The organism is Neisseria sp. HMSC065C04 (assembly GCF_001815375.1).
GTDB lineage: Bacteria > Pseudomonadota > Gammaproteobacteria > Burkholderiales > Neisseriaceae > Neisseria > Neisseria flavescens_D.
In genome coordinates, this window is the sequence record NZ_KV820393.1 from 1 (window position 1) to 25,204 (window position 25,204).

23 protein-coding genes and 2 pseudogenes are annotated in these 25,204 nt (G+C 48.7%); 8 read left to right on the forward strand and 17 right to left on the reverse strand.

Annotated features, from left to right (window positions below):
* Positions 1-109: 109 nt before the first annotated feature.
* The 8 genes and pseudogenes from HMPREF3022_RS02055 to HMPREF3022_RS11235 all read right to left on the reverse strand — a co-directional run.
* Positions 110-847: pseudogene (locus HMPREF3022_RS02055) on the reverse strand (IS110 family transposase); the annotation flags it as partial.
* A gap of 407 nt (positions 848-1,254) precedes the next feature.
* On the reverse strand, positions 1,255-2,244 hold the full coding sequence (locus HMPREF3022_RS02065) for a zonular occludens toxin domain-containing protein (RefSeq protein ID WP_239669536.1): 990 nt from the start codon (positions 2,242-2,244) through the stop codon (positions 1,255-1,257).
* Positions 2,241-2,426, reverse strand: a complete 186-nt coding sequence (locus HMPREF3022_RS11840) for a zonular occludens toxin domain-containing protein (protein WP_239669537.1) — start codon at positions 2,424-2,426, stop codon at positions 2,241-2,243. Before HMPREF3022_RS11840 ends, HMPREF3022_RS02065 begins: the two co-directional genes overlap by 4 nt.
* A gap of 12 nt (positions 2,427-2,438) precedes the next feature.
* A complete protein-coding gene (locus HMPREF3022_RS02070; RefSeq protein ID WP_004520288.1) occupies positions 2,439-2,717 on the reverse strand; it encodes a DUF2523 domain-containing protein in 279 nt (92 codons plus the stop codon).
* A gap of 2 nt (positions 2,718-2,719) precedes the next feature.
* Positions 2,720-3,634, reverse strand: a complete 915-nt coding sequence (locus HMPREF3022_RS02075; RefSeq protein WP_160311356.1) for an IgG-binding virulence factor TspB family protein — start codon at positions 3,632-3,634, stop codon at positions 2,720-2,722.
* A complete protein-coding gene (locus HMPREF3022_RS02080; RefSeq protein WP_049330979.1) occupies positions 3,603-3,785 on the reverse strand; it encodes a hypothetical protein in 183 nt (60 codons plus the stop codon). The genes HMPREF3022_RS02075 and HMPREF3022_RS02080 overlap by 32 nt, the downstream gene beginning before the upstream one ends.
* Positions 3,786-3,801: 16 nt before the next feature.
* Positions 3,802-4,706, reverse strand: a pseudogene (locus tag HMPREF3022_RS02085) (phasyl DNA replicon protein arp).
* Entirely contained in the window at positions 4,703-4,921 is a 219-nt protein-coding gene (locus HMPREF3022_RS11235; RefSeq protein WP_079454217.1) for a hypothetical protein, read from the reverse strand. Before HMPREF3022_RS11235 ends, HMPREF3022_RS02085 begins: the two are co-directional and overlap by 4 nt.
* Positions 4,922-5,129: 208 nt before the next feature.
* Here HMPREF3022_RS11235 and HMPREF3022_RS02090 point away from each other — a divergent pair, with 208 nt between their 5' ends.
* Together HMPREF3022_RS02090 and HMPREF3022_RS11680 are read left to right on the forward strand one after the other, a co-directional pair.
* Positions 5,130-6,566 (forward strand): NAD-dependent succinate-semialdehyde dehydrogenase, encoded by a 1,437-nt coding sequence (locus tag HMPREF3022_RS02090; protein ID WP_049330980.1) that lies wholly within the window; start codon positions 5,130-5,132, stop codon positions 6,564-6,566.
* 490 nt (positions 6,567-7,056) lie between these two features.
* Positions 7,057-7,197 (forward strand): hypothetical protein, encoded by a 141-nt coding sequence (locus HMPREF3022_RS11680; RefSeq protein WP_168166409.1) that lies wholly within the window; start codon positions 7,057-7,059, stop codon positions 7,195-7,197.
* A 68-nt stretch (positions 7,198-7,265) separates the two neighbouring features.
* Here HMPREF3022_RS11680 and HMPREF3022_RS02095 read toward each other — a convergent pair whose 3' ends face one another.
* On the reverse strand, positions 7,266-8,252 hold the full coding sequence (locus tag HMPREF3022_RS02095) for a malate dehydrogenase (protein ID WP_049330981.1): 987 nt from the start codon (positions 8,250-8,252) through the stop codon (positions 7,266-7,268).
* Between the two features lie 121 nt (positions 8,253-8,373).
* Entirely contained in the window at positions 8,374-9,348 is a 975-nt protein-coding gene (locus HMPREF3022_RS02100; protein ID WP_003746557.1) for a PhoH family protein, read from the reverse strand.
* Positions 9,349-9,450: 102 nt separating this feature from the next.
* Here HMPREF3022_RS02100 and HMPREF3022_RS02105 point away from each other — a divergent pair, with 102 nt between their 5' ends.
* From HMPREF3022_RS02105 to rlmB, 3 genes are all read left to right on the forward strand, one after another.
* A complete protein-coding gene (locus HMPREF3022_RS02105) occupies positions 9,451-10,161 on the forward strand; it encodes an AzlC family ABC transporter permease (RefSeq protein ID WP_049330982.1) in 711 nt (236 codons plus the stop codon).
* Entirely contained in the window at positions 10,158-10,466 is a 309-nt protein-coding gene (locus HMPREF3022_RS02110; RefSeq protein WP_049330983.1) for an AzlD family protein, read from the forward strand. Before HMPREF3022_RS02105 ends, HMPREF3022_RS02110 begins: the two co-directional genes overlap by 4 nt.
* Before the next feature lie 62 nt (positions 10,467-10,528).
* A complete protein-coding gene (rlmB, locus tag HMPREF3022_RS02115; protein WP_049330984.1) occupies positions 10,529-11,278 on the forward strand; it encodes a 23S rRNA (guanosine(2251)-2'-O)-methyltransferase RlmB in 750 nt (249 codons plus the stop codon).
* Positions 11,279-11,331: 53 nt separating this feature from the next.
* Here the strand turns inward: rlmB and HMPREF3022_RS02120 are convergent, their stop codons facing one another.
* From HMPREF3022_RS02120 to pdxH, 3 genes are all read right to left on the reverse strand, one after another.
* On the reverse strand, positions 11,332-12,924 hold the full coding sequence (locus tag HMPREF3022_RS02120; protein ID WP_049330985.1) for a vWA domain-containing protein: 1,593 nt from the start codon (positions 12,922-12,924) through the stop codon (positions 11,332-11,334).
* 241 nt (positions 12,925-13,165) lie between these two features.
* The gene (locus tag HMPREF3022_RS02125; protein WP_070765065.1) at positions 13,166-14,224 is read right to left on the reverse strand and encodes a pseudouridine synthase; all 1,059 of its coding nucleotides are present in this window, start codon (positions 14,222-14,224) and stop codon (positions 13,166-13,168) included.
* A 159-nt stretch (positions 14,225-14,383) separates the two neighbouring features.
* The gene (gene pdxH, locus HMPREF3022_RS02130) at positions 14,384-15,016 is read right to left on the reverse strand and encodes a pyridoxamine 5'-phosphate oxidase (RefSeq protein WP_003686383.1); all 633 of its coding nucleotides are present in this window, start codon (positions 15,014-15,016) and stop codon (positions 14,384-14,386) included.
* A 111-nt stretch (positions 15,017-15,127) separates the two neighbouring features.
* On the opposite strand from pdxH, the gene dut reads away from it, so the two are divergent.
* From dut to guaA, 3 genes are all read left to right on the forward strand, one after another.
* Positions 15,128-15,580: a dUTP diphosphatase gene (dut, locus tag HMPREF3022_RS02135; RefSeq protein ID WP_003680707.1), complete on the forward strand. Its 453-nt coding sequence runs from the start codon at positions 15,128-15,130 to the stop codon at positions 15,578-15,580.
* A gap of 186 nt (positions 15,581-15,766) precedes the next feature.
* Positions 15,767-16,093, forward strand: a complete 327-nt coding sequence (locus HMPREF3022_RS02140) for a hypothetical protein (RefSeq protein WP_039862324.1) — start codon at positions 15,767-15,769, stop codon at positions 16,091-16,093.
* Between the two features lie 148 nt (positions 16,094-16,241).
* Entirely contained in the window at positions 16,242-17,807 is a 1,566-nt protein-coding gene (guaA, locus tag HMPREF3022_RS02145) for a glutamine-hydrolyzing GMP synthase (RefSeq protein WP_049330986.1), read from the forward strand.
* A gap of 70 nt (positions 17,808-17,877) precedes the next feature.
* Here the strand turns inward: guaA and gloB are convergent, their stop codons facing one another.
* The 4 genes from gloB to purL all read right to left on the reverse strand — a co-directional run bounded on the left by gloB (position 17,878) and on the right by purL (position 24,969).
* Positions 17,878-18,627 carry a hydroxyacylglutathione hydrolase gene (gene gloB / locus HMPREF3022_RS02150; RefSeq protein WP_049330987.1) on the reverse strand — a complete coding sequence of 250 codons (750 nt, stop codon included), beginning with the start codon at positions 18,625-18,627 and terminating at the stop codon, positions 17,878-17,880.
* 23 nt (positions 18,628-18,650) lie between these two features.
* Positions 18,651-19,736, reverse strand: coding sequence for a hypothetical protein (locus HMPREF3022_RS02155; protein ID WP_070765066.1), 1,086 nt, complete (start codon positions 19,734-19,736; stop codon positions 18,651-18,653).
* A gap of 362 nt (positions 19,737-20,098) precedes the next feature.
* Positions 20,099-20,917 carry an HNH endonuclease gene (locus HMPREF3022_RS02160; protein WP_070765088.1) on the reverse strand — a complete coding sequence of 273 codons (819 nt, stop codon included), beginning with the start codon at positions 20,915-20,917 and terminating at the stop codon, positions 20,099-20,101.
* A gap of 125 nt (positions 20,918-21,042) precedes the next feature.
* A complete protein-coding gene (gene purL, locus HMPREF3022_RS02165) occupies positions 21,043-24,969 on the reverse strand; it encodes a phosphoribosylformylglycinamidine synthase (RefSeq protein WP_070765067.1) in 3,927 nt (1,308 codons plus the stop codon).
* Positions 24,970-25,204: the final 235 nt, after the last annotated feature.

A 25,204-nucleotide genomic window follows, 5' to 3' on the forward strand; every position in this document is an offset into this window, starting at 1 on the left:
GTATCCAAGGGGGAATTAAGGGGGTATTTGAGTATAATCAGTGCAAAAACAGCCGAAAATCTGTGTTTAAGTTTCGGCTGTCTGGGGAAGGACTTTTTTGCAAAGGTCTCATTCTGCTTTTTCTGTTTACGCTTGTTCCTGATTGATATTTTCTAGGGTCTAATCCTAGATAAGCCGTGAACTGTTTTGCATTTTTAAATTCATGTCTTTTATAGGTTGATAGTAATACGGCTGTAGCTTGCTCGCCTATGCCTGTTATTGTTTTCAGCCTTTTGCGCAGGTTGTTGTAACTTGGATTGTCTTTGTAGAACTGAAGTAATTGCTTTTTGACTGTCTGTATTTGTGCTGTCAGATTTGAAATAGTTGTTTGAATATGGGATTTGATGTAGTCGGGTGCTTCGTGTTGTTTGGCTTTTTCTGTTGCGCGTTGCTGTTTCAGATAGTCTAAATATCGGGCGATTTCTTGTAATTGCTTCTGTTCTTTTGCCGGCGGTTGCCATGCTTTTAATTTGTGCTTTCGGTCTTGGCAATATTGCGCTATCAACTTTGCGTCTTGTGTGTCTGTTTTGGATCGTTGTAGTTCTGCTATCGCATATCCTTTTATCTTTCGTGGATTCTCTACGGTAATTGTATATCGTGAATAAAGATATTCGGCTAATGCTTCGTAATATGTGCCTGTTGCTTCGCAAACGCAATGGAGCTTATCGGTTACTTTATGACTTTGTAGCCACTTTATTAATTGTTCAAATCCTCCTTTATTGTTCTGAAACTTCTTTTGATGATTTTGGCCGTCTGCAATCAAACAACAATCTATTGTGAGCTTTGAAACGTCTATTCCTAAGTACATGGTTTAACCTTATTAATTCGGGCTTTTTGCCCTAGATAGTGTTCAAACTTAAGATGTACGAAAGCCCACGCTTCTATCTTTGCTACAAGCTGTACGCTTTGGCCGTACTTACGAAGTCGTGGGCTTTACTTGGTGTTTCGTCAAACGCCAAGCCCTCAATGGGCTGATTTACTCATTCAGGGCTTGAAGCTTATCGTGTGCTTGCCTTCGGCGACATTCGCCATGTGGCAGGGGTTGGCGCAAAAAACCGCACCAACCCTTCTTTAAAGCGTTTTGGGGTGGGCTAGCGTCAAGGGGGTATCCAAAAAGATTTATAAAGACGATAAAGCTGTCTTTACACATCTTTCTGGACGTCCTCCCCCTGACTTGATTAATGGTTATTGGTTTAGGTTCAATCCTGATCGGATTCATGAACCTGTTTTAGCGCCATTTTGTGCGCCTATTTCGTTTCCTTTTTCAACATAGCCTTCATACATTAGATTCTGTTGACTTTTACCGCCCATAGATGAAACTTGTGGCTTTTCTATTTCTTGTTCGGTTTCTTTAACTTCTGCTGTTTCGGTCTTTTTGGCTTTATAAGGATTGAACGGCAAGCCATCTTTGATATAACTTAAACAGGTTTTTTTGCTTATTTCCGCAATCTTAGAGCCTTGGTATGTATAGCAATTACAGCCATTATCACTTTTTACGCACGCGGACGGCCAAGGCATGGCAGCTATTGATTTGTTCATGCCGTCATATATTGGCGCAGTTTCGGGTCTATCTTCAATTCTCGGCTTGTAGTCATCTTCTGATAGATGTGGCTTTGGCGGTTCAGGAATAGCCGTTTGTGGCGTGTATTGCCCTTCTGCGTTGGTGCCGTTTGCTGTTGGAACAGCAACCGCCCCCACCGCTTCAGGGCTTGAGGCTTGCGCCTCAATTTTTGGCTTTTCCTGTTCTGACTTCATCGTATCTATCCGATTATTCCAGCTTGAATAGATATACCAACCAGCGGTAATTAATAGGGCAAGCACAGCAGGGAAGATATATACAACACGGCTGATTTTGGTGTGTTCTTCGGCTGATTTATATACGCCAAAGGCTTTTTTATCCAACGTATAAACGCTTTTTACAGCAGATGATACGTCTCTTGCTGATGTTGGGTCTGCGCACCTTTCCCATTCCAGCATACGGCGAACGCCTAAATTTGTTTTTCCGATATGGCAATGATGGCCAACCAAGGTGCGGACGTTACTATCAATTAATCTAGGATGTTGGGTTAATAGAAAGATATCAATGCCTTTATGGCGGTGTGTTTCTAGTTCGGCCACGAAATCGGGGACTTTTGAACCGCTTGGGCATGGCCTAAATACGCGCTGGCATTCGTCAATAACGAGTATTACGCAGTGGGTGCTCATTTGTGCCACGTCTGCATTGTTTCACCTTCAGGAATAGGCAAATTTGGAATAATTTTTTCATCTACTTCAGGAATGCCGTCAAGATATAAAGGACGGTTTTTTAAGTCTTGACGTGTCATCAAGTCTGAAATCATCTTCAGGGTCTTACCCGAACCCGGAACACCTGTAATTAAATAAAGCATACGTTACCCTTTTTATTTTTTACTGATAGAAGCTGACAATTTAGAAAGACTTTTAAGCGAAACAACAAATGCGAATGTACCAAAAATCCAGTTCAGACAAACACCAATTCCAGCAATATAAGCTAGGTTCATGGCGTCTGAAGGAATACCGCCTATCTGCGATTGAACATGCGACAACAGAAAGCCTTGAATTTCATTTAGCCCTACATAACTGACGAATGACAGGCCAAGCGCGGTTATAACTTTTCCTGCAACGGTCATTAAAACGCTTGTGATTAATTTGCCCCACATGATTAAAGCTCCTTAACTGCGTTGAACGCAAAGAATCCGCACATTATGATCGTACCTAGAATTAATATAGGACGAAGCAATCGGGCGATATTACAGAAATAATCATAGGGAATATCAAACGTTCCTAATACGCCTAAACTAAAAGTCGGGTTTGCTGGACAGGTGCCGTTTGTGCTAAAAACGTCCAGCGGTTTCAGTTCAAGGTTAATTGCTTTTTCAGGGATTTCTAAGTCTTTATAGTCAGTATCTCCTAAGTCTTTACATGCCGAGGCTTCGGGGTGTTTTTCACAAAGTTCTTGGGCGTCTTTGCCGTCCTTACCGTCTTTGCCATCAGGCTTATCATCGGGTTTGCCGTCAGGATTGCCATCAGGTTTACCGTTAGGATTGCCATTAAGTGCAGGACTTGTATTGGTTTGAACAGTAGCTTCGCTACTTCCGCCATTAGTTGGATTTGTGAAGGTTACTGTATAAGTCTTTTTACCTTTGGGCGTTTCAATAGGGCCGATTGTAACGACTGTTCCGGCAGGGACTTTAATGTTTTCTTTATATTCAGGTTTACCCGTGCCTTCTACAAAAGGCGTAGGGTTTGCGTCAATATATGGGGTAGCGATTTGTAGGAATTTTTCATTGTCGAGGACTTCTGTGTCTCTTATTTTTAAAGAAAATCCAACGCTTCGTCTGTAATCATTTCCCAGTTTCACATCACAATAACCACCATTCCAGTCAAAATGACAAGAATCTAAAACATATTTAGTCCATTGAACTCCTCCGAAAGTGTTGCTTTTTCCTCTTTTTCTTTTTCCCAAAATGGAATAGCCAGTTTTTCCATTTGAGCCTGCATCAAATACTCTACTTCTTTTTGTTTTATCTATTGTTCCCTTTAATCTAACAACAAGGGTGTTTGGTGCGAACTTCACAAAGGCGCGTTTCAGTTTCGCTACGGATAATCAGGCCGACATAATGCGTCTTGGTAAATGTGCCGTCTTGGTTTTTGCGTTCACGCGTGAACATTCGGTCAAAAGAGGCGATAACAAACATACCTTGTCGGCGTTCGGTTTCTTGTGTCATGTTTTTTCCTTTCTGTTTAAATCAGATTTACTATGGTTTCTCGGTTTTTAAATGCCCATTTCGGGCTTAGGTAATCAGATAAAATGTGGTTGTAATTGTCCTGATTGATTGCTTCGTATGGGCGCAATTTATAAAGGGGCATTGACTTTAAATAAGAGTCAATGCGACTAATCCATTTCCTTAGCTGTTCTCGCCATTTGCGAGAACCAGCAGATACAAACGAAAAATTACTGTTTGCCATCTTCCAAAGGTGCTTTTTGTCAATTGTCGTTCTAATCAGGCGGAATCCTTTATCTTCAGGCAAACGGCTATCGATATGCTTTGCAATGTATTTCGCAACATATCGGGCAAGACCTTTACTATTGGTTTTAACCGGCAGTAATTCAGAACGGCCAAAGCCATATTTACCCATGTTTTCACGGAGAAAGACCCAAAGCTGGCGAAGTGCTTTGCTTGCGCTTGAGTAATTTTTAGCTTGAATTTGGCGGAAATTGAGACCGTTTCTGATGTTTTGTCTTGTGTTTACGATTAAGTGAAAGTGAATACGACCGCTTTTCATGCGCTCGTAAACGCAGATATAGTGTTCAAAATGGCGTTTCAGAAAGTTTGTTCTAAGGCTATGAAAACGGCGACTTGCTTCTTTCACGTCTTGAACATCATCGGTAAAAGTCAAAGTAAGGAAGCCCACGTTATCAATTCCGAAAGCTTCGATGAATTGATGAACATTCATTTCTAAGGCTGAAGCAGATTTTTTGTGCGAAGTTGAAAATTCGTTTAGGTTTTCATTTGATTTAGTGAATTTTTCCGCGTTTACTGGAAATTGTTTTCCTTGTTTTCCAAAGAGTTTTCGATCTCAATGCAGTTGTTACTATTTAGACAAGGAAGAGCGCGTTCCGCGCTTGCTGAAGCTGAACGGTTCATGCGTTTTCCTCCTGATTCATGAAATCAGTAACGCATAACTCGCCATATAAAGAAGCGGTTTCTTCTGTTGCTTTTGGATTTTGGGGATTAGTTACAGGGAAGGCTCTTGTATTAATGAGCTTGGAATAGCCGTTTTTATCGGAGAAAAGACGGACGATGTAGGCAACTGGATTTTGTTCCGGTTGTGGTGTGATAGTGTAGAAACAAATTGACATTTTAGACCCCTCTCAAATATCGGTTAAAAATATTTGTCAAGGGGTTTTAACTAAGATTTAGGCCCCTTGCTTGAGGCGTAATATATAAGGCCGTCTGTAAGATATTCAGACGGCTTTTGCTGTTGTCTTATTTTGCGATTCAGTTGCGCTTTCATGGTATGAATATGATAATGAACACATATTCCAGATTTTAGAAAGTTAGTTTCTCATGAAAGATTTTGCCCGTTTGCTCAATCATCCCGATATTTCCTTTGTTTCGATTCCAGATGCCATTAGAGTTGATAACCCTGCAACAGGTGAGGCTTTGGCGTTTGTCCGTAAGACTGATTCAGACGGCCTGAAGCTTTTGATTCAAAAGGCAGAGGCGGCACAAAAATTATGGGCGGCAAAAACCGCGTTGGAGCGCGCTGATGTGTTGTGGCGTTGGTATTTTTTGATTAAGGAAAACAAAGAAAAACTAGCGCGCATCATGACGATGGAACAGGGCAAAAGCCTGACTGAGGCGCGTGGTGAAATTGATTATGCGGCTTCGTTTGTGCGCTGGTTTGCCGAAGAAGCGCGGCGGATTGACGGCGATGTGCTGACGAGTGTGAAAGCGTCGCAAAAACTGGTTGTATTGAAACAGCCCGTCGGCGTTACCGCTGCGATTACGCCGTGGAATTTCCCATCCGCAATGATTGCGCGCAAGGCTGCACCTGCTTTGGCGGTGGGCTGTGCGATGATTGTCAAACCTGCATCGCTCACGCCTTTGAGTGCGTATGCATTGGTCGTTTTGGCTTATGAAGCCGGCGTGCCGCAGGATTTGTTGCCTGTTGTCAGCGGTAGTGCTTCGGAAATCAGCCATGAATTTGCCACAAATCCGACTGTACGCAAAATCAGCTTCACCGGATCTACCGAAGTTGGCGCAAAAATTTTTGCCGACAGTGCGGCAGACATTAAAAAACTCAGTTTGGAACTGGGCGGCAACGCGCCGTTTATCGTGTTTGACGATGCCGATTTGGACAAAGCCGTTGAAGGCGCGCTTGCCAGCAAGTTCCGTAACAGCGGTCAGACCTGCGTCTGCACCAACCGCGTTTACGCTCAATCAGGTATTTACGACGAATTTTGCCGCAAATTAAGTGAAAAAGTGGCTGCGCTCAAATTGGGCAACGGCTTGGAGGATGGAGTGAACCAAGGGCCGCTGATTGAGGAAAAAGCGGTGGAGAAAGTCGAGCAGCACATCGCCGACGCGCTTGCTAAAGGCGCAAGTTGCCTGACCGGCGGCAAACGTAGCGCGTTGGGCGGAACGTTTTTTGAGCCGACTGTTTTAAGCGGCGTTACGGCGCAAATGGCGGTAGCTTGCGAGGAAACCTTCGGGCCTTTGTGTCCGGTGTTCCGTTTTGAAACCGAAGCCGAAGTCATTGAGGCTGCGAACAATACGGAATACGGTTTGGCGGCCTACCTCTTCACCGCCGACACTGCCCGCCAATGGCGCGTCGGCGAAGCTTTGGAATACGGTATGGTCGGTATCAATACGGGCTTAATCAGCAATGAAGCGGCACCTTTTGGCGGCGTGAAACGCAGCGGTCTGGGACGTGAAGGCAGCAAATATGGTGCGGATGAATATTTGGAATTGAAATATTTGTGCATTGATGTAGCGGAATAAAGCTGCACAGTAAAGGCCGTCTGATAGTTGGTTTTCAGACGGCCTTTTTTAAACGCAGAAAAGGTATTGGGTAATTTTCATATTATGAGAACGAGCTTTATAAAGAAGCAAAACCATAAGAAACAAAGTTGCAAAAAATTTGTCACATGTCTATAAAATTAGTTTGATAACTATTTTATATGTTTTTAATTGCATTAGATGTGTATTCCAAATTTCTGGCAGTAGTTTTTCTTTGAGTGATGGCAGCGAAATTTTGGCACATATATCGGCGGCACAATTAGTTATATACACAAATGTGGGCAAGGCGAGATTGGTTCTTTTTGCTCACACGGTGTGGCTCATATCGATAGCGTGGGAACTTTATCTAGGTTGCAATTTTTGGGTATGATTTTTATAAAAAAGGTGATGTGAATGTTGAAGAAATTTTTAATCCTGTTTTGCGTAGCTTTCACCGGCGCATGCAGTTCCTTTGATGGAGACGGTTTGACAAATGGCTCATATTCTCAAGGGAAACGGCTTGACCCGAATTGTGATCATTATGCTGTCGGCGGTAGTGGTGGCGGTTGTACACCGTCAGGCCGATGGCATCTTAAAGATAAGCAAGGACAAAGAGTGCCATTCTAGCTTTTAAAAATGATTGTAGAACGGGCATTTAATTATTTAGGCCGTCTGAAATTTGGTTTTCAGACGGCCTTTGTTTTAGAGTAGATCTTGGATGGCTGAACGTTCTTCTTCTAATTCGGCCAGTGTGGCGGCAATACGTTTTTGGCTGAATTCGTCCGACAAATCTAAGCCTTGGACGATGCGGTAGCTGCCTTCGTCACAAATGACGGGGAAGCCGAAAATCAAACCTTCGGGAATGCCGTAAGAGCCGTCGGATGGAACGCCCATGGTTATCCATTTGCTGCTGCTGCCGAGCAACCAGTCGCGCAGGTGGTAGATGGCGGCATTGGCGGCGGAGGCCGCGGATGATGAGCCACGTGCGGCGATAATGGCGGCACCGCGTCCGGCGATTTTCGGCATGAAGACTTCGGTGTTCCAGTCGGGTTCGGTAATCATGTCTTGGACGGACTCGCCGTTGCTGGTGGCGTAGCGGTAGTCGGCGTACATGGTCGGGCTGTGGTTGCCCCAGACGCACATTTGCTCGATGGAAGTAATCGGGCGGTTGATTTTTTCGGCAATTTGGCTGACTGCGCGGTGGTGGTCGAGACGCATCAGGGCGGTAAAATTTTCCGGCGGGATGTCGGGTGCGGATTTCATGGCGATGTAGGCGTTGGTATTGGCCGGATTGCCGACGACGAGGACTTTAACGTTGCGATGGGCAACTTTGTTCAACGCCGCGCCTTGTACTTTGAAAATTTCGCCATTGGCGTGCAACAAGTCGGCACGCTCCATGCCTTGCGTGCGCGGACGTGCTCCAATCAAGAGGGCAATGTCGGCATCTTTGAAGGCGACTTCGGGGTCGTCTGTGGCAAAGATGTCGGCAAGGAGCGGGAAGGCGCAATCCTGCATTTCCATAATCACACCGCGTAATGCCTGTTGTGCCTGCGGCAGGTCGAGCAGCTGCAGGATAACAGGTTGGTCGCGTCCGAGCATGATGCCGCCGGCAATACGGAAGAGGGTGGCGTAGGCGATTTGGCCTGCCGCGCCGGTAACGGCGATTCGGACGGGTGGCTTGAGGGTCATATTTTTCCTTTTGAAGTCGTTGTTTTACTTGGTTTTCGGATTATAGCAGTGTTATGTGGCGAATGATGTAGAAAGGCCGTCTGAAATTTAATTTTCAGACGGCCTGAAGTGTTTGAAAAGATTATTCGTCGTTTTTCTTTTCAGCTTGTTCTTCCGCTGCTTCATAGGCTTCGACGATTTTTTGCACCAAAGGATGGCGGACGACGTCTTCGCTGGTGAAAGTGTGGAAATACAGGCCTTCTACGTCGCGCAGTTTTTCTCGTGCATCTTTCAAGCCGGATTTGATGTTGCGCGGCAGGTCGATTTGGCTGATGTCGCCGGTAATGACTGCTTTGGCACCGAAGCCGATACGGGTCAGGAACATTTTCATTTGTTCGGGCGTGGTGTTTTGCGCTTCGTCCAAAATGACATACGCGCCATTTAAGGTGCGGCCGCGCATATAGGCCAGCGGCGCAATTTCAATCAAACCTTTTTCCATCAGTTTGGTTACGCGGTCGAAACCCATCAAATCATACAGTGCATCGTAAAGCGGTCGCAGGTAGGGATCGACTTTTTGTGCCAAATCGCCCGGCAGGAAGCCTAATTTTTCGCCTGCTTCAACTGCTGGGCGCACCAAAACGATGCGTTCGATTTGATGTTTTTCCATGGCATCGACGGCGGCGGCAACGGCAAGATAGGTTTTGCCCGTACCGGCCGGGCCTAAGCCGAACACGACATCGTGGTTGAGCAAGGCGCGGATATAGCCGTTTTGGCGCGGGGTACGGCCGCCAATACTGCCGCGTTTGGTGCGGAAATAGTATTGTTGGTCGTGGTGTTTTTCTTCGTGTTTTTCATCTGCGGTTTTTGCTTCAACGGCCGCAAGACTGATGGCGTTGTCGTCCAAGTCGCCTTTTTCTGCGGCTTCGGCAAGCGACAGCAAGGCACGACGGCCGGCGTGTGCCAGTTCTCCCATGAAGGTGAAATGTTCGAAGCGGCGGCTGATTTGGATATCAAGGGCTTTGCCTAAGGCTTCGAGATTGCTGTCGAGCGCGCCGCACAGGCGTTGCAACACGGTATTGTCAATTTCTTCAAACTGCAGATGGACGGTGTGGGTCATATCGGTTTCCGTAAATAAATCTAATTTTTCCGTATTATACCCTTGTTCAGACGGCCTGATTTATAATACGTCGCTTCTTTTTAATAAACCGTTTCAATCAAAATGAATCACACTGCTTCTCCTCAATCGGAATTTCTGCGCGGTATCAAAGAATGTTCCCCCATGCTGATCGGCTTGTTGCCGTGGGCGCTGATTTTGGGCATGCAGGGCGGGCAGAAAGGCATGAGCTGGCTGGAAATGCTGCTGATGACGGGCATGAACTTTGCCGGAGGTTCGGAATTTGCCGCAGTCAATTTGTGGGCAAATCCCTTGCCGATTATACTGATTGCAACGGTTACATTTATGATTAATTCGCGCCATATCCTGATGGGGGCGGCGATTGCGCCGTATATGAGGGATATGTCGCTGAAAAAGGCAATGCCCGCGCTGTTTTTTATGTGTGATGAAAGCTGGGCGATGGCATTTGCTGAAATTCAAAAGCGTAAGGCGGCAGGTTTGCCAGCGTTCAATATGCCGTTTTATGCCGGTGTGTGCTTTATTTTGTATGTAACGTGGATTGGTTTTGCTGCATTTGGCGCGGCAGTCGGCCCGATGTTCGGCGATGTGGCGGCTTGGGGCTTCGGCATGGCGTTTCCTGCGGTGTTTTTGGTGTTGCTGCGCGGGATGTGGAAGAGCTTTGCGGCTTCACGCCCTTGGTTTGTTAGCCTGATTGTGGCGTGCGCAACCTATTTGACCGTGGATAGTGCATGGTATGTTCCAGCCGGAACGTTGTCGGGCTTGTTGGCGGCGTATGTGTGGGGAGAGCAAAAATGAAGGATTTGTTGTCGCTGCAATCGTTTCTGCTGTTTTTAAGCATGTTGGCCGTTACTTATTCAACCCGATTAATCGGCTTTTTTGCATTGCGCAACCGTACATTGAGTCGTCGTGCGCAAGTGGTGATGGAGGCTGCGCCGGGCTGCGTGTTGATTTCTGTGATTGCGCCTTATTTTGTATCGGACAAACCGCATGAGCTGATTGCCATTGCTTTGACGGTATTGGCCGCCAGCCGGTTTTCAATGTTGGTGACGGTAATAATCGGCGTTGGTACTTCAGGCATACTCGGTTATTTGATGAAATAAAAAATTTTCAGACGGCCTTACTTGCTATAATGGCCGTCTGAATTTTTTGATAAAGCAAAAACATGGCAAACCAACGACTCATCTATGGCTTTCACGCCGTCAATGCCCGTTTGTGGCAAAACCCGAAATCGATTACCGAACTCTATATCCAAGAGGGCAAATCCGATGCGCGCACCCGCGATGTATTGGATAAAGCAGCCTCTGAAAACGTACGTGTGCATTTTGCTGATGCCGACCGCCTGAATGCCATCAGCAAAGGGGCACGTCATCAGGGCGTGGTCGGGTTTATCGATGCTTCCAAAAACCATGTTCATTTGGAAGATGTATTGGAAAACCTGAGCGAACCGCCGTTTTTGCTGGTATTGGACGGCATTACCGATCCGCACAACCTCGGCGCGTGTCTGCGTACTGCCGATGCGATGGGCGTACATGCCGTGATTGCGCCCAAAGACAAAAGCGCCGGCCTGAATGCGACTGTCAGCAAAGTTGCCTGTGGCGCGGCGGAAACCGTGCCGTATATTACCGTAACCAATCTTGCACGTACTTTGCGTGAGCTGAAAGAATACGGTATTTGGATTGTCGGCACGGACATGGGCGGCGACTCCGACCTTTACCACTGCGATTTGCCCGACAGCGTGGCCTGGGTAATGGGCAACGAAGGCGAAGGCATGCGCCGCCTGACGCGCGAGCATTGCGATATGTTGGTATCGATTCCGATGTTTGGTACAGTCGAAAGCATGAACGTTTCCGTCAGCGCAGGCATGGTATTGAGCGAAACCTGCCGTCAGCGGGTGTTGAAATCGGAAAAATAAAAAGTTTAATTAAAAGGCCGTCTGAATGTTTTTCAGACGGCCTTTTTCAGGTTTTATTCTTTAACCAAAGGACCTGATTTCTTTTCGCTACCGGCGGCAATGCGGACCAATTGTAGAAATTCCGATTTCAGTTCAAACGGATCATCGCCTTGGACTTTCTGTACCATTTTTTCAATGTCGCTCCAGCCAAGTTTGCCGTTGTATTCGCCGCCGCGCAGGGCTTGGGCATAGGAAGCTGCGGCCAGGGCGAGCAGGGTGTCTTTATCGGCTTGCTCCAGCGGTTTGCTGCCAACGGGAATTGCTTGTTCCATCAGCTTACTGTCTTTTTCCCCAGGCAGTTTGTAGCGTACTTTGACAAAGGCGTATTCGTTTTTACTGCCTTTAACGGCAGGGGCTTTTTGATAGCGTGATTCGTTCAGCCAGCCGTTTTTGCCAGCCGGAATGATTTCATAGATGGCGGTCACGCTGTGGCCTGAGCCGATATCGCCTGCATCTACTTTGTCATTGTTGAAGTCTTCATTGCGCAAGGTGCGGTTAGTGTAGCCGACCAAGCGGTATTCTTTGACAGTGGCAGGATTGAATTCGACTTGGATTTTGACATCTTGCGCAACGGTGGCAAGCGTGGAAGTCAGTTGCTGCTGCAGAACTTTTTTCGCTTCTTTTTCGTTGTCGATATAGCTGTAATTGCCGTCGCCTGCATCGGCAATTTGTTCCATCATGTCTTCGTTGTAATTGTCCGTACCGAAGCCTAGCGTGCTGAGTGAAACGCCGGTTTTACGTTTTTCGGCAACCATGGATTTGAGCGTTTCGGTATCAGATACGCCAACGTTAAAGTCGCCATCGGTCGCCAGCAGGATACGGTTGATGCCGTTGTGTACGAAGGCTTTTTGCGCTTGCTCATAAGCCATTTGCAGTGCGGATTCGCCGTCTGTTGCGCCGCCTGCTCGCAGCTTGTCGATGGCGTTCAGGATGGTTTCTTTATTTGCACCTGATGTGGGCGGGAGTACCAGATCTTCACCTGACGCATAGGTAATCAAGGTCACTTTGTCTTGCGGGCGCAGTTGTCGGGTTAGGATGCGCAGGGTTTCTTGAACCAGCGGAAGTTTGTTTTCTGCATTCATACTGCCGGATACGTCCACAAGGAAAACGAGGTTGGCAGGCGGCAAGTCTTTCTTTGCCGTGTCTTGTGCTTGGATACCGATTTTGATCAGCTTGGCTTCCGGTTGCCATGGAGAATCAATGGTTTCAGTATGAACGGCAAATGGACGGCCGTCAGTAGGCAGCGGATAGTTATAAGGGAAGTAATTGACGATTTCCTCAATCCGTACAGCATCTTTAGGCGGCTGTTTGCCGCTGTTCAGAAATCGGCGGACGTTGGCGTAGCTACCGGTATCGACATCGATGCTAAATGTGGAAACGGGTTCTTGAGCAACGGATTTGACCGGTTGGTCGGGTTGGTCTTGGTAGCGTTCGGTGTTTCGAACCTTGACAGTAGGTGTTTTAACCTTCTGTATGGCAACAATTTGGCTTTCCTTGAATCCTAGAGAGGGACCAAAAGAGGGGTTCGAGTATTCTTTTGAGTCAGAACATGCGGTCAAGGCTGTCAAAGTGAGTATGGAAACGGTTTTCAGGAAGAAACGGGGCATGATTTAAGCTCCTGGGAAATATCACATGCTGATTATTAAAAGTGTTGATGGCAGTGTATTGGCAGAGTTAACGCTGGCGCTGAGTCACTTTTTTTGAGTTTTAATGTGTGAATATTTAAATCAGGACAAGGCGGAGCAATGCGGTACTGGTTTAAACTTAACCCACTATGTTTATGACTTGTGCAAGATTTTGTCGGGCTGAGACGATTTTGTAAAGGCCTCAGCCCCGATTTGTCTTACATTAACTTTTCTTCCGTCGACGTTCGCCCGGCAGCAGCATATCCGCCCATTTGATGATGTTGGCGACTTCTGCCGGATTGAGTTCGTAGAACTGGCCGCGTTTGAGGCGGTTTGGCAGGCCGATGGGGCCGAAGCCTACGCGGACGAGGCGGCTGACGGTCAGTCCTTGGCTTTCAAAAATGCGGCGTACTTCGCGGTTTCGGCCTTCTTTGATAACAACGTTGTACCATTTGTTCGCGCCTTCGCCGCCTTGTTCGTAGATGCGTTCGACTTTTGCCAAACCGTCTTCGAGCATGACGCCTTCTTCAGTCAGGACGCGCATTTGTTCGGTGGTCAACTCGCCCAATACGCGCACGGCGTATTCGCGTTCGACTTCAAAGCTGGGGTGGGCAAAGCGTTGAACCAGTTCGCCTGAAGTGGTCAGGATCAAAAGGCCGCTGGTATTGATGTCCAAACGGCCGATGGCCACCCAGCGGCTGCTGGCTGCTTGCGGCAGGCGGGCGAAAATGCTGACGCGGCCTTGCGGGGCATCGCGAGAAACGATTTCGCCTTCTTGTTTGTAGTAGAGGATGATGCGTGGCAGGCGGTCTGCCCATTTGAGTTTGATGATGCTGCCTTTGACGGTAACGTGGTCGTCGGGCGTAACTTTTTCGCCCAGTTGGGCGACGCGGCCGTTGACCGTTACCCAGCCGTTGCTAATCCATTCTTCCATTTCGCGACGGGAGCCGACGCCGGAGGCGGCCAGGACTTTTTGCAGGCGCTCGGGTTCGAAGCGGGAAAGGTCGCTGCGGCGTTCTTTCAAATCGCGGGCGTGCTCCATGATTTTTTGATTGGGGTTGCGGACCACCAGTTTTTTGGCTTTGGCGGCACGTTGTTTTGGGGCGGTATTTTGAGCTTTTGGGCCGTCTGAAACTTTTTGGCCGTAAGGTTTGCCTGATGTTTTTCGCTCATCGTCTGGACGTTTTTTATTGGCAAAGGATTTGGCCGGTTTGGAAGGTTTTTTGGCGGTAGATGATACGCCGTCGCGCCATTGGCGTTTGCTGGAAGGCTGTTTGGACATGATTTTTCCTAACTCGCTTGAAAAAGCGGTTCTTCTGCGGCGGTTGCGGCAGGGGTTGGATTGGGGGAAAAGGCCGTCTGAAAATCAGATTCAGACGGCCTGCCGATGAAAAGCTGTATTGTAACTCAACCAGTAAATTTTTGTTTGAAAATCCGAAAATTATGGCGAAAGGCGTTCGCGTATCCAGTTGCCGTCAACCAGGCGGTATTGGATGCGGTCGTGCAGGCGGCTGGGGCGGCCTTGCCAGAATTCGATGCGGTCGGGAATGACAAGGTATCCGCCCCAATGCGGTGGACGGGGAACATGCAGGGGATGTTTGACACCGACGGCCGCGGCCTTGGCCACCAATACGGCTTTGCTGGAAATCACTTCGCTTTGCGCGCTTGCCCATGCGCCGATACGGCTGGTATACGGGCGGCTTTCAAAATATTCGTCCGAAGCGGCGGCGTCGAGTTTTTCAATGCGTCCTTCAACACGCACTTGGCGTTCGAGTTCCGGCCAGAAAAAAGTCATGGCGGCAAAGGGATGTGCCGTATAGGAGCGGCCTTTGCGGCTGTGGTAATTGGTAAAGAAAACAAAGCCCTTTGGGTTGACTTCTTTCAGCAGTACCATACGGCTGTTGGGCCTGCCGTCTTCGCCTACGGCGGCAACGTTGACCGCTGTCGGCTCGTTGACTTCGGCGTGAATCGCTTCGTTCAGCCATTGCTCAAATTGGACAATCGGGTCGGCGTGGCATTCGGCTTCCGACAGCTCGCGTTTGCTGTAATCTTCGCGGATATTGTGCAGATCCATGATTTTTCTCCTTAGGTCTGACTGAATCATACTCCGTTTTTTCAGACGGCCTCAAGGGCATTTGTGTATAATCGTAGCCATTTCCAATATAGAACAATACGGAGTCCTGTCATGCAAACCGAAGTCGAACTGAAAATCTTAAATCCGAAAATGGCCGATTCCCTGCCTGCTTATGCAACGCCCGGTTCTGCCGGTTTGGACTTGCGTGCCTGCTTGGATGAAGCTGTTGTATTGCAGCCAGGCGATGTGTATCTCGTGCCGACCGGTTTGGCGGTGCATTTGGCCAACCCTGCTTACGCAGCCGTTTTGTTGCCGCGTTCCGGTTTGGGCCATAAACACGGTATTGTTTTGGGTAACTTGGTCGGTTTGATTGACTCGGATTATCAAGGTGAATTGAAGGTTTCTCTGTGGAACCGTGGTAAAGAGGCGTTTACCATCGAGCCGATGGAGCGCATCGCGCAAATGGTGATTGTGCCGGTTGTCCAAGCTGCGTTTAAGGTTGTGGACGAGTTTGCCGCCAGCGAGCGCGGTGAAGGCGGATTCGGCAGCACCGGCAAAGCCTGATGATTTAAAAGGCCGTCTGAAATAGGATAAATTGAAATATTCGATTTCGGTTTGCCACGGTTCAGACGGCCTTTTTGTTGAGCCAACCTTTGCATAATTACACACAAGATTGCATTTTTATATCTTGCCTGCATGGCCGACGCACCCAATAATACAGGCCGTCTGAAACCTTTACGGAGCGTTGTTATGTCCCGCCCCTCACTTTTTCTGCCTTTGTTTTTGATTATCTTTGGTGCGATTTGGTTTTTGCGCGCTACGGATATTTTGCCTGCGACATCGACCATGATTGCCGGCGCATTAATTATTTTGGGCTTTGCCGTGTTGATTATGGACGGCATCAACAAACAGTCCATCGTTTCCGGCCCGATGTTGGTTTATATCGGTACAGCCATTTATCTGCACATGAGCTACTGGATTTACCTCTCGCCGTTGCTGGCCATCGGCATGGTCGTGTTGGGTTGTCTACTGTTGCTCTCGCGCAGCGATATGATTCCTGAGAAACACACAAAATAGAAAGATGAGAGATTTGGGTTTTGCCCTATAAAGGCCGTCTGAACAATGGTATAATCCGCCGTTTCAGACGGCCTTTTTTATTGTGGTTTAAATTTGAAATTTACGCTCCCGGCCGCACCGTTTTCTTACATTTTGCAAAGTTTCCGCCATGACCCAAGACAAAATCCTTATTCTCGACTTCGGCTCGCAAGTTACCCAGCTGATCGCCCGCCGCGTGCGCGAAGCCCACGTTTACTGCGAACTGCATTCTTTCGATATGCCTTTGGAAGAAATCAAAGCCTTCAACCCGAAAGGTATCATCCTCTCCGGCGGCCCTAATTCCGTTTACGAATCCGATTATCAAGCCGATACCGGCATTTTTGATTTGGGCATTCCGGTTTTGGGCATTTGCTACGGCATGCAATTTATGGCGCACCACTTGGGCGGCGAAGTTAGCCCGGGCAACCAACGCGAATTCGGTTATGCGCAAGTTAAAACCATCGACAGCGAGCTGACACGCGGCATTCAAGACGATGCGCCAAACACGCTCGACGTATGGATGAGCCATGGCGATAAAGTTTCCAAACTGCCTACCGGCTTCTCTGTCATCGGCGACACCCCGTCTTGCCCGATTGCCATGATGGAAAATGCTGAGAAACAATTCTACGGTATCCAATTCCACCCTGAAGTGACCCACACCAAACAAGGCCGCGCGTTGTTGAACCGCTTTGTCTTGGATATTTGCGGCGCACAACCAAGCTGGACCATGCCGAACTACATCGAAGAAGCCGTTGCCAAAATCCGTGAACAAGTCGGCAGCGACGAAGTGATTTTAGGTTTGTCCGGCGGCGTGGACTCTTCCGTAGCGGCCGCGCTGATTCACCGCGCCATCGGCGACCAACTGACCTGCGTGTTTGTTGACCACGGTCTGTTGCGTTTGAATGAAGGCAAAATGGTGATGGATATGTTTGCCCGCAACTTGGGCGTACGCGTGATTCACGTTGATGCCGAAGAGCAGTTTTTGGCGAAACTGGCCGGCGTGACCGATCCGGAGAAAAAACGCAAAATCATCGGTGCGGAATTTATCGAAGTATTTGACGCTGAAGAGAAAAAACTTACCAACGCCAAATGGTTGGCGCAAGGTACGATTTACCCTGACGTAATTGAATCCGCAGGCGCGAAAACCAAAAAAGCCCACGCCATCAAATCCCACCACAACGTCGGCGGCCTGCCTGAAAACATGAAGCTCAAATTGCTTGAACCATTGCGCGACTTGTTCAAGGACGAAGTGCGCGAATTGGGTGTGGCTTTGGGCCTGCCTCGTGAAATGGTGTACCGTCATCCGTTCCCCGGTCCCGGTTTGGGCGTGCGTATCTTGGGCGAAGTGAAAAAAGAATACGCCGACTTGCTCCGTCAAGCAGACAATATTTTCATTCAAGAATTGCGCAATACTACCGATGAAAACGGCACATCTTGGTACGACCTGACCAGCCAAGCCTTTGCCGTATTCCTGCCTGTGAAATCCGTCGGCGTGATGGGCGACGGCCGTACTTACGATTACGTCGTAGCTTTGCGTGCCGTGATTACCAGCGACTTTATGACTGCGCACTGGGCTGAGCTGCCTTACTCGCTGCTTGGCCGCGTGTCCAACCGCATCATCAACGAAGTCAAAGGCATTAACCGTGTGGTTTACGATGTCAGCGGCAAACCGCCTGCCACGATTGAATGGGAATAATCCCTAAATAATAAAGGCCGTCTGAACAGATATTGTTCAGACGGCCTTATTCTTTGGGAACTAAGCCCAATTAAAATTGATTTTTTAATTCACGCAAAGCGGCGAAGACTTCGAGTTCGCTGTTTAATTTTCGTCCGCTCAATTCTTCGGCGCGTGCCTGAACTTGGGGCAAATGTATGCGGAAAAACGGGTTGACTTTGCGTTCGTGCGCAAGGCTGACAGGCAGTGTCGGCGTATGTTCGGCTGCGGCCAAGGCCGTCTGAATGTCGGTGTTGTCCGGCTCGATATGCAGGGCGAAGCGCAGATTGGAGGCTGTATATTCGTGCGCCGGATAAAACAGTGTTTCTTCGGGTAGCTGGTTGAATCGGTGGAAGCTGTCGTAAAGCTGCTCAATCGTTCCGGTAAATACGCGGCCGCAACCGGCTGAGAACAAGGTATCACCGCAGAAAACGTGCAGGCCGTCTGAATTTTCCAACAGATAGCTGATGTGGCGGTCGGTATGGCCAGGGGTTGCCCAAACGGTAACCAAGCCTTCGCCAAACGGGAACTGCGTACCTGCGGTGACGGTATGCGTTGCTACGTCGATGTCGCTTTCGCCATAGATCGGGGATTCTAAAAAGCCGTGGAACAGGCTTTTTGCGCCGCCGGTATGGTCGGGGTGCGGATGGGTAATCCATGTTTGCGCCAGCATCAGATGGTTGTGGACGAGGAATTTCAAAACGGGTGTGGCATCAGACGGATCGACGCAGGCGGCATGGTTACCTTCTTGAATCATCCAGATGTAGTTGTCGTTTAGGGCTTGGATTGGCGTGATTTTCATATGCTTTCTTCTGGTTAGGGGTTTCAGACGGCCTCTAAATAATCTTTGATATTTGGGCTTTGGCCGAACACGGCTTCATGGGCTTGATGGATGCACAGTCGGTTGAACAGCAATCTTTGGGTTTGGTCGCCGTCGATAATCCGCACTTGGCCTTGCAGTTTGGGCGCGTCGTGATGAAAGGTATTCTTAAACGCGTGCCAACGGTCGGTTTGCAGATGGACGATAGCAAACATATCGTGCGAGATATTAACGCCGACACTGAATAGCTTGGCCGAGGCTTGCAGGCAGAAACTGCTGTCGCCAAACAGGCACAGCCCCGTGTTTTCCGGATAGCGGAACAATTCGATTTTCACGGCTTCGGGTTCGGCAAAGATGTTGCAAAACAGCCGTTCAAACAACGACGGCTGCGCCACGCCTTCGCTCAACATGCCGTAAAGCCCGCCCAGCCAATCAACATAGCCGAGAAAGGTGAAACGGTAATCCTGCATAATGGCTTCGATGCGCTTGGGGTCGCGTTTGCTGATCAAGCGGACAAATTCAAAACCGACTTCCGGTAGCCGCGCTCGAAGTGTTTGGTGCAGGCGGTGGGCAAACAGGTTTTTGTGGTTGTGCGGATTGCGCAGAATGCCGAGAAATTTCAGCCGCAATATCCGCCACAAGGCATCCGGTACTTTGACGGTATCGGCATTTGCCATAGGTGTTTTCAGACGGCCTGCAGGTAAGGTACGCAGGTGGTTGCAGGCCTCTTCGTAGCCGCTTTCATGACGGTTGAACCAGCTTTCCAGATTATATTGGTTGGCAGAGTCTTCGACAAAGGTCAGCGTATAGAGGTTTTTCGCCGCCAAGTTGCCGATGATGTTGACGCTGATCGCTTCGCTGCGGTTTTGTTCTTTGCCGCGGGCTTTTTCGCCAGTATGGAACATTGACAGCGGCAGGCGGTAAACGTTTTGATTCTGCGGGCTGACCTGCGGATTATGCGCATGCTGCCGCTGCTCGGTTTGAGCGATGAAGTGGTGTTCCTTCGTCGGATTCGCGGTCAACAGGGCGTAAGGCTTTTCGCCGCATTCGGAAAATTCGCAATCGCTGAGAATAAAGGCTTGTCGAGTCATAATGTCGGGAAAGACCGTCTGAATATGTCGATTATAGCTGATGGGGAGCTAAGGGGGATTATGATTATACGGAATGATGCTTCTGCTTGCAGAATATGCTAATAGAATGCCGATAATGGGAATCCAAAAAACACTTCGCCGCCGTCATTCCCGCGCAGGCGGGAATCCAGAAGTTTGGATTCACAGTAGTCTTTAAATATTTCTGAAATGCAGAGGTCTGGATTCCCGCCTGCGCGGGAATGACGGCGGTTGGTTAGTATTCGTATACAAAAGGACGCAAAAAGGTCGTCTGAAAACAAATATAGTGGGGTTCGCTAAATCGTTTTCAGACGACCTTAAATCAACGGACTGTTCAACACTATTTATTCTTCTTTTTGGAAAACATGGTTGCGGTGATACTCGAAATATTTTTCGCTTTCAGGTTCGATTTTTAATTTCATATCGCGAGAAATTCCAAGCCGCTCTTGATTTTCCGGATCGATTTTTGGACTGATTTTTATCGTACCGTCGATATCAAACGTAATCAGACCGCTATCGAATAATGCGTCGATATTGGGTGCGAGCATCAGACCATTGGAGGGATCTAAACGCTCTTCATTGTTGCACTTGCTCCAAGGTTTAATATGGCTGGCAATAAGTAAAGACTGAATATCTAGACCTGTTAGCGGGCAGCTCGGATATAGTTTGAGTAGGTCTTGTCGGAATTGATCTTGCCCTCTGCGGACTTTTATTAAGATTTTTAGTTCGGTTTGCTTTTCTGGGCTAGTTTCGGAGGCTAAACGGTTTTTGAGTTCAGCTATATTTTTTCCTAAGTGCGGGATAGAATTCGTGTAAAAATTTTGCTCTTCAGTCAGCCAAGCTGTCTTTTCTTCGTTTAATTCCTTTTTAAAACAAGTTTTACATCTGTTTTCTCTATCGTATTCACTCCAACTCCACTCACTGAGTTTCTTACGGGAGTTGGAACAAACTTTAAAATAATCTGCATCATTTGTCGTCCAATTTTTGTCTTTTCGTTCAGTAGGAAAGCTGTTACAGCCACCACTAGCTTTGTGTAACATAGGGTATATGGATTGGGTTCCACCTTTGTCTATGTTTAGTACAAAACCATTTTTATTGTTCTTAAGCCAGTCAATATAAGCTCCATCATCTGGCTTATCTTTAAAAATTTTTATATCAGACATAAGTTTCTCCAAATTGTTTTCCATAATTTCTATGAAGTTGTTTATTTTCAAAAAGGTCGTCTGAAAACCTTAATTTGAGGTTTTCAGACGACCTTTTCTTGCCAATCAGTCAATCAGGGCACGATTTAGCCCAAAGCTTTTCTTGCGCCGGCAAAGAGGCGATACCAGCCGGACAATTCCGTCCAGTCTTCCGGTTTCCAGCTCATTTGCGCGGCACGGTATACGCGTTCCGGATGCGGCATCATGATGGTCACGCGGCCGTCGGCGTTGGTCACACCGGCGATGCCCTGCGGCGAGCCGTTAGGGTTGAGCGGATAAGTTTGGGTTACTTGGTTTTGACCGTCTACATATTGCAACGCAATACCCAAATCGGCAGAAATGTTGCCGCCGTGAAGCGCGAAGTCGGCGCGGCCTTCGCCGTGGCTGACCACGACAGGCAGGCTGGAACCTTGCATTTCGTTCAGAATCAGCGACGCAGATTTCGGAACATGAACCATGCTCAGGCGCGCTTCAAACTGTTCGCTCAAGTTGCGTTTGAACTTAGGCCATGTTTCTGCACCCGGGATAATCTCGGCAAGGTTGCTGACCATTTGACAGCCATTGCACACGCCCAATGTCAGCGTGTTCGGGTCGGCAAAGAAGGCGGCAAATTGGTCGCGCAGAGCAGGGTGGAACAGAATCGATTTCGCCCAGCCTTCGCCTGCACCGAGTACGTCGCCGTAGCTGAAGCCGCCGCACGCCGCCAGCATTTTGAAGTCGGCAAGGTTGACGCGGCCTGCCATCAGGTCGGACATATGCACGTCGTAGGCATCGAAACCGGCGCGGGTGAAGGCGGCTGCCATTTCGATTTGGCCGTTTACGCCCTGTTCGCGCAGGATGGCGATTTTGGGTTTCGCGCCGCTGTTGACGAAAGGCGCGGCGATGTCTTCGTTTACATCAAACTTCACGTCGGCAAACAATGCGCTGCGTTCGTTGTCGCCAATCAGGGCGAACTCGCTGTCTGCGCAGGCGGGGTTGTCACGCAGGCGTTGGATGGCGTGGCTGGTTTCCTGCCATGCGCGTTGCAGGTCGGTAAGGGATTGATTGAAAATTTCTTCTCCTGCATTGATGATCATATGGCCGCTGTCGGCAAACTCTCCCAAATGGTGCAGCGTGAGATTCAGTTTCTCGCACAAATTGAAAATATATTCGTGGTCGGCAGCGTGAACAGCAATAACGGCTCCTAATTCTTCGTTAAACAGGGTAGTTAGGACAAATTTTTGCCATTCTTGAGGCGAGTAATACTCGTTTTGAACGTTAATATTTTTACTTACCATTGTCAGTAGGTCGAGATTCATGCCACGGCGAGAAGCAAATGCCATTTCTGCCAGAGTCACAAACAAACCGCCGTCGCTGCGGTCGTGGTAGGCCAGCAACTTATCTTCTTGAATGAGTTGCTGAATTAACTGATAAAACGCTTTCAGATGGCCTGCATCAATATCAGGTGCTTCGCCGCCGCTTCGGTTATACACTTGAGCCAGTGCAGACCCACCCATACGGCACTTGTTGTTGCCTAAGTCAATCATCAGCAGAATAGTGAACGAATTGGCATTGTCTTTTAATACGGGCGTAACGGTTTTGCGTACGTCTTGAACTGGCGCGAACGCGGAGATAATCAGGCTCAACGGCGAGACGACGGATTTTTTCTCTTCGCCGTCCTGCCACACGGTTTTCATTGACAGGCTGTCTTTGCCTACGGGGATGCTCAGATCCAATGCCTGACAGGCTTGGGAGACGGCTTCGACGGTGCGGTAAAGTTTTTCGTCTTCGCCTTCGTTGCCGCATGCCGCCATCCAGTTGGCGGAAAGTTTGATGTTGCCGATGTCGCCGATATTGACCGCCGCGATGTTGGTAATGGCTTCGCCGATGCACATTCTGCCCGAAGCAGGCGCGTCAAACAGGGCGACAGTCGGTTTTTCTCCCATAGACATCGCTTCGCCGCGATAGGTATTGAAGCCCATCATGGTCACAGCGCAGTCGGCTACCGGAGTTTGGTATTTGCCGACCATTTGGTCGCGGTGAGTCATGCCGCCGACACTGCGGTCGCCGATGGTAATCAGGAAGTTTTTAGCCGCTACGGTAGGCAGGCGCAGAACGCGGTAGGCGGCTTCGGTAATGTCGATATCGCCGGCGTTAAACGGTTTTTCAGACGGCGTAACCGTTTTGTCGGTGCGCGTGGTTTTGGGTGGTTTGCCAAGCAAAACGTTCAACGGCAAATCGACAGGGTTGTTGGAGAACAAGTCGTCGCGTACTTTCAAATGGCCGTCGTCGGTCGCCGTGCCGACTACGGCAAACGGGCAGCGTTCGCGTTCGCAGATGGCGCGGAAGGTCTCCAAATCTTTTTCCAAAATCGACAACACATAACGCTCTTGTGATTCGTTACACCAAATCTGCAATGGATTGAGGCCGTGTTCTTCCAGAGGCACTTCGCGCAGCTTGAATACCGCGCCGCGGCCGGCATCGTTAACGAGTTCGGGGAAGGCGTTGGACAAGCCGCCTGCGCCGACGTCGTGGATGGAGATAATCGGGTTTTTGTCGCCAAGCTGCCAGCAGCGGTCGATGACTTCTTGCGCGCGGCGTTCGATTTCGGGGTTGCCGCGTTGTACGGAGTTGAAGTCCAAAGACGCATCGTTCGTGCCGGTATTCATGGAAGAAGCCGCGCCACCGCCCAAGCCGATGAGCATACCCGGGCCGCCCAGTTGGATCAGCAATGCGCCTTCGGGTATTTCGTCTTTGTGTGTTTGTTGTGCCTGAATGCTGCCCAACCCGCCTGCAATCATAATCGGTTTGTGATAGCCGCGAACCTGACCGTCAAATTTTTCTTCAAAGGTACGGAAGTAGCCCAAGAGGTTTGGACGGCCGAATTCGTTGTTGAACGCTGCGCCGCCGATGGGGCCTTCAATCATGATGTCTAAAGGGGAAGCAATATGGCCGGGTTTGCCGTAGGCTTGTTCCCAAGGCTGTTCCAAGCCGGGGATATTCAGGTTGGAGACGGTAAATCCGGTCAAGCCTGCTTTCGGACGCGAACCTTTGCCTGTTGCGCCTTCATCACGGATTTCACCGCCCGCGCCCGTTGCCGCGCCTGCAAACGGCGCGATGGCGGTCGGATGGTTGTGTGTTTCCACTTTCATGATGATATGGGTGTCTTCTTCGTGGAAACGGTAGCCTTGGTTTTCTGCCGCATTTGGATAGAAACGCTCGACTTTTGCGCCTTCGATCACAGACGAATTGTCTTTATAGGCAACGACTGTGCCTTCGGGATGCGCGTTGTGCGTGTCGCGAATCATGCCGAAAAGGGATTTCGGTTGTTTTTCGCCGTTGAGGATGAAGTCGGCGTTGAAGATTTTGTGGCGGCAGTGTTCGCTGTTTGCCTGAGCGAACATCATCAATTCAACATCGGACGGATTGCGGCTTAAAGCCTGATAGTTTTCAACCAGATAATCGATTTCATCGGCTGAAAGCGCCAAACCCATTTCGGTATTGGCTTTGACCAATGCCTCTTTACCGCCACCCAATACATCTACGCTGGAGAAGGTTTCCGATTGGATATGGTGGAACAGTTGCGCCGCTGCATCGATGTCGGTCAACACGCTTTCGGTCATGCGGTCGTGCAGCAGGGCTGCCCATTGTTGTTTTTGCCCGTCGGTAAGCGCACCTTCCAGCCATACGGCCATGCCGCGTTCAATACGCTCAATGCCTTCCAAACCGCAGTTTTCGGCAATATTGGTTGCTTTGGAAGCCCAAGGCGAAATGGTGCCCAAACGGGGTGTTACCAAAAATAAATGCAAGCCCTCGCGCGCTTTGGGCGTTTGTTCAACGCTTTGCGCTGCCAGTAAGGCTTGCAGTTTTTCGACTGTCGCGGCATCAAGTGTTTTTTCGCTACCGACAAAATACCAAAATTCGCTGCTTAATTTGACTTCGGGCAGGCCGAGTGCGGCTGCTTTTTGAAAGAGTTTTTCAACACGGAAATCGGAAAGGGCGGTTACACCGCGCAAGGGCAGAACAACAGACATGGATTCAGCTCACAAAATGCAGTTGGGGAATCCATTATTATACCTGAAAAATGCAATTTTGCTTGTGAATTTATACTTCAAGTGTTGACAATTTTTGCTTGTAAATTGAAGGGGGATGAGGCGATCGTGTCACCTGCTTTTTTATTTTGTACCTGATTATTCGATTATTTTTGTTTATTTTTGAAGAATCGGGAGGAATGGGAATAGATGGGCATAAAGGTATAAAGTAAAAATT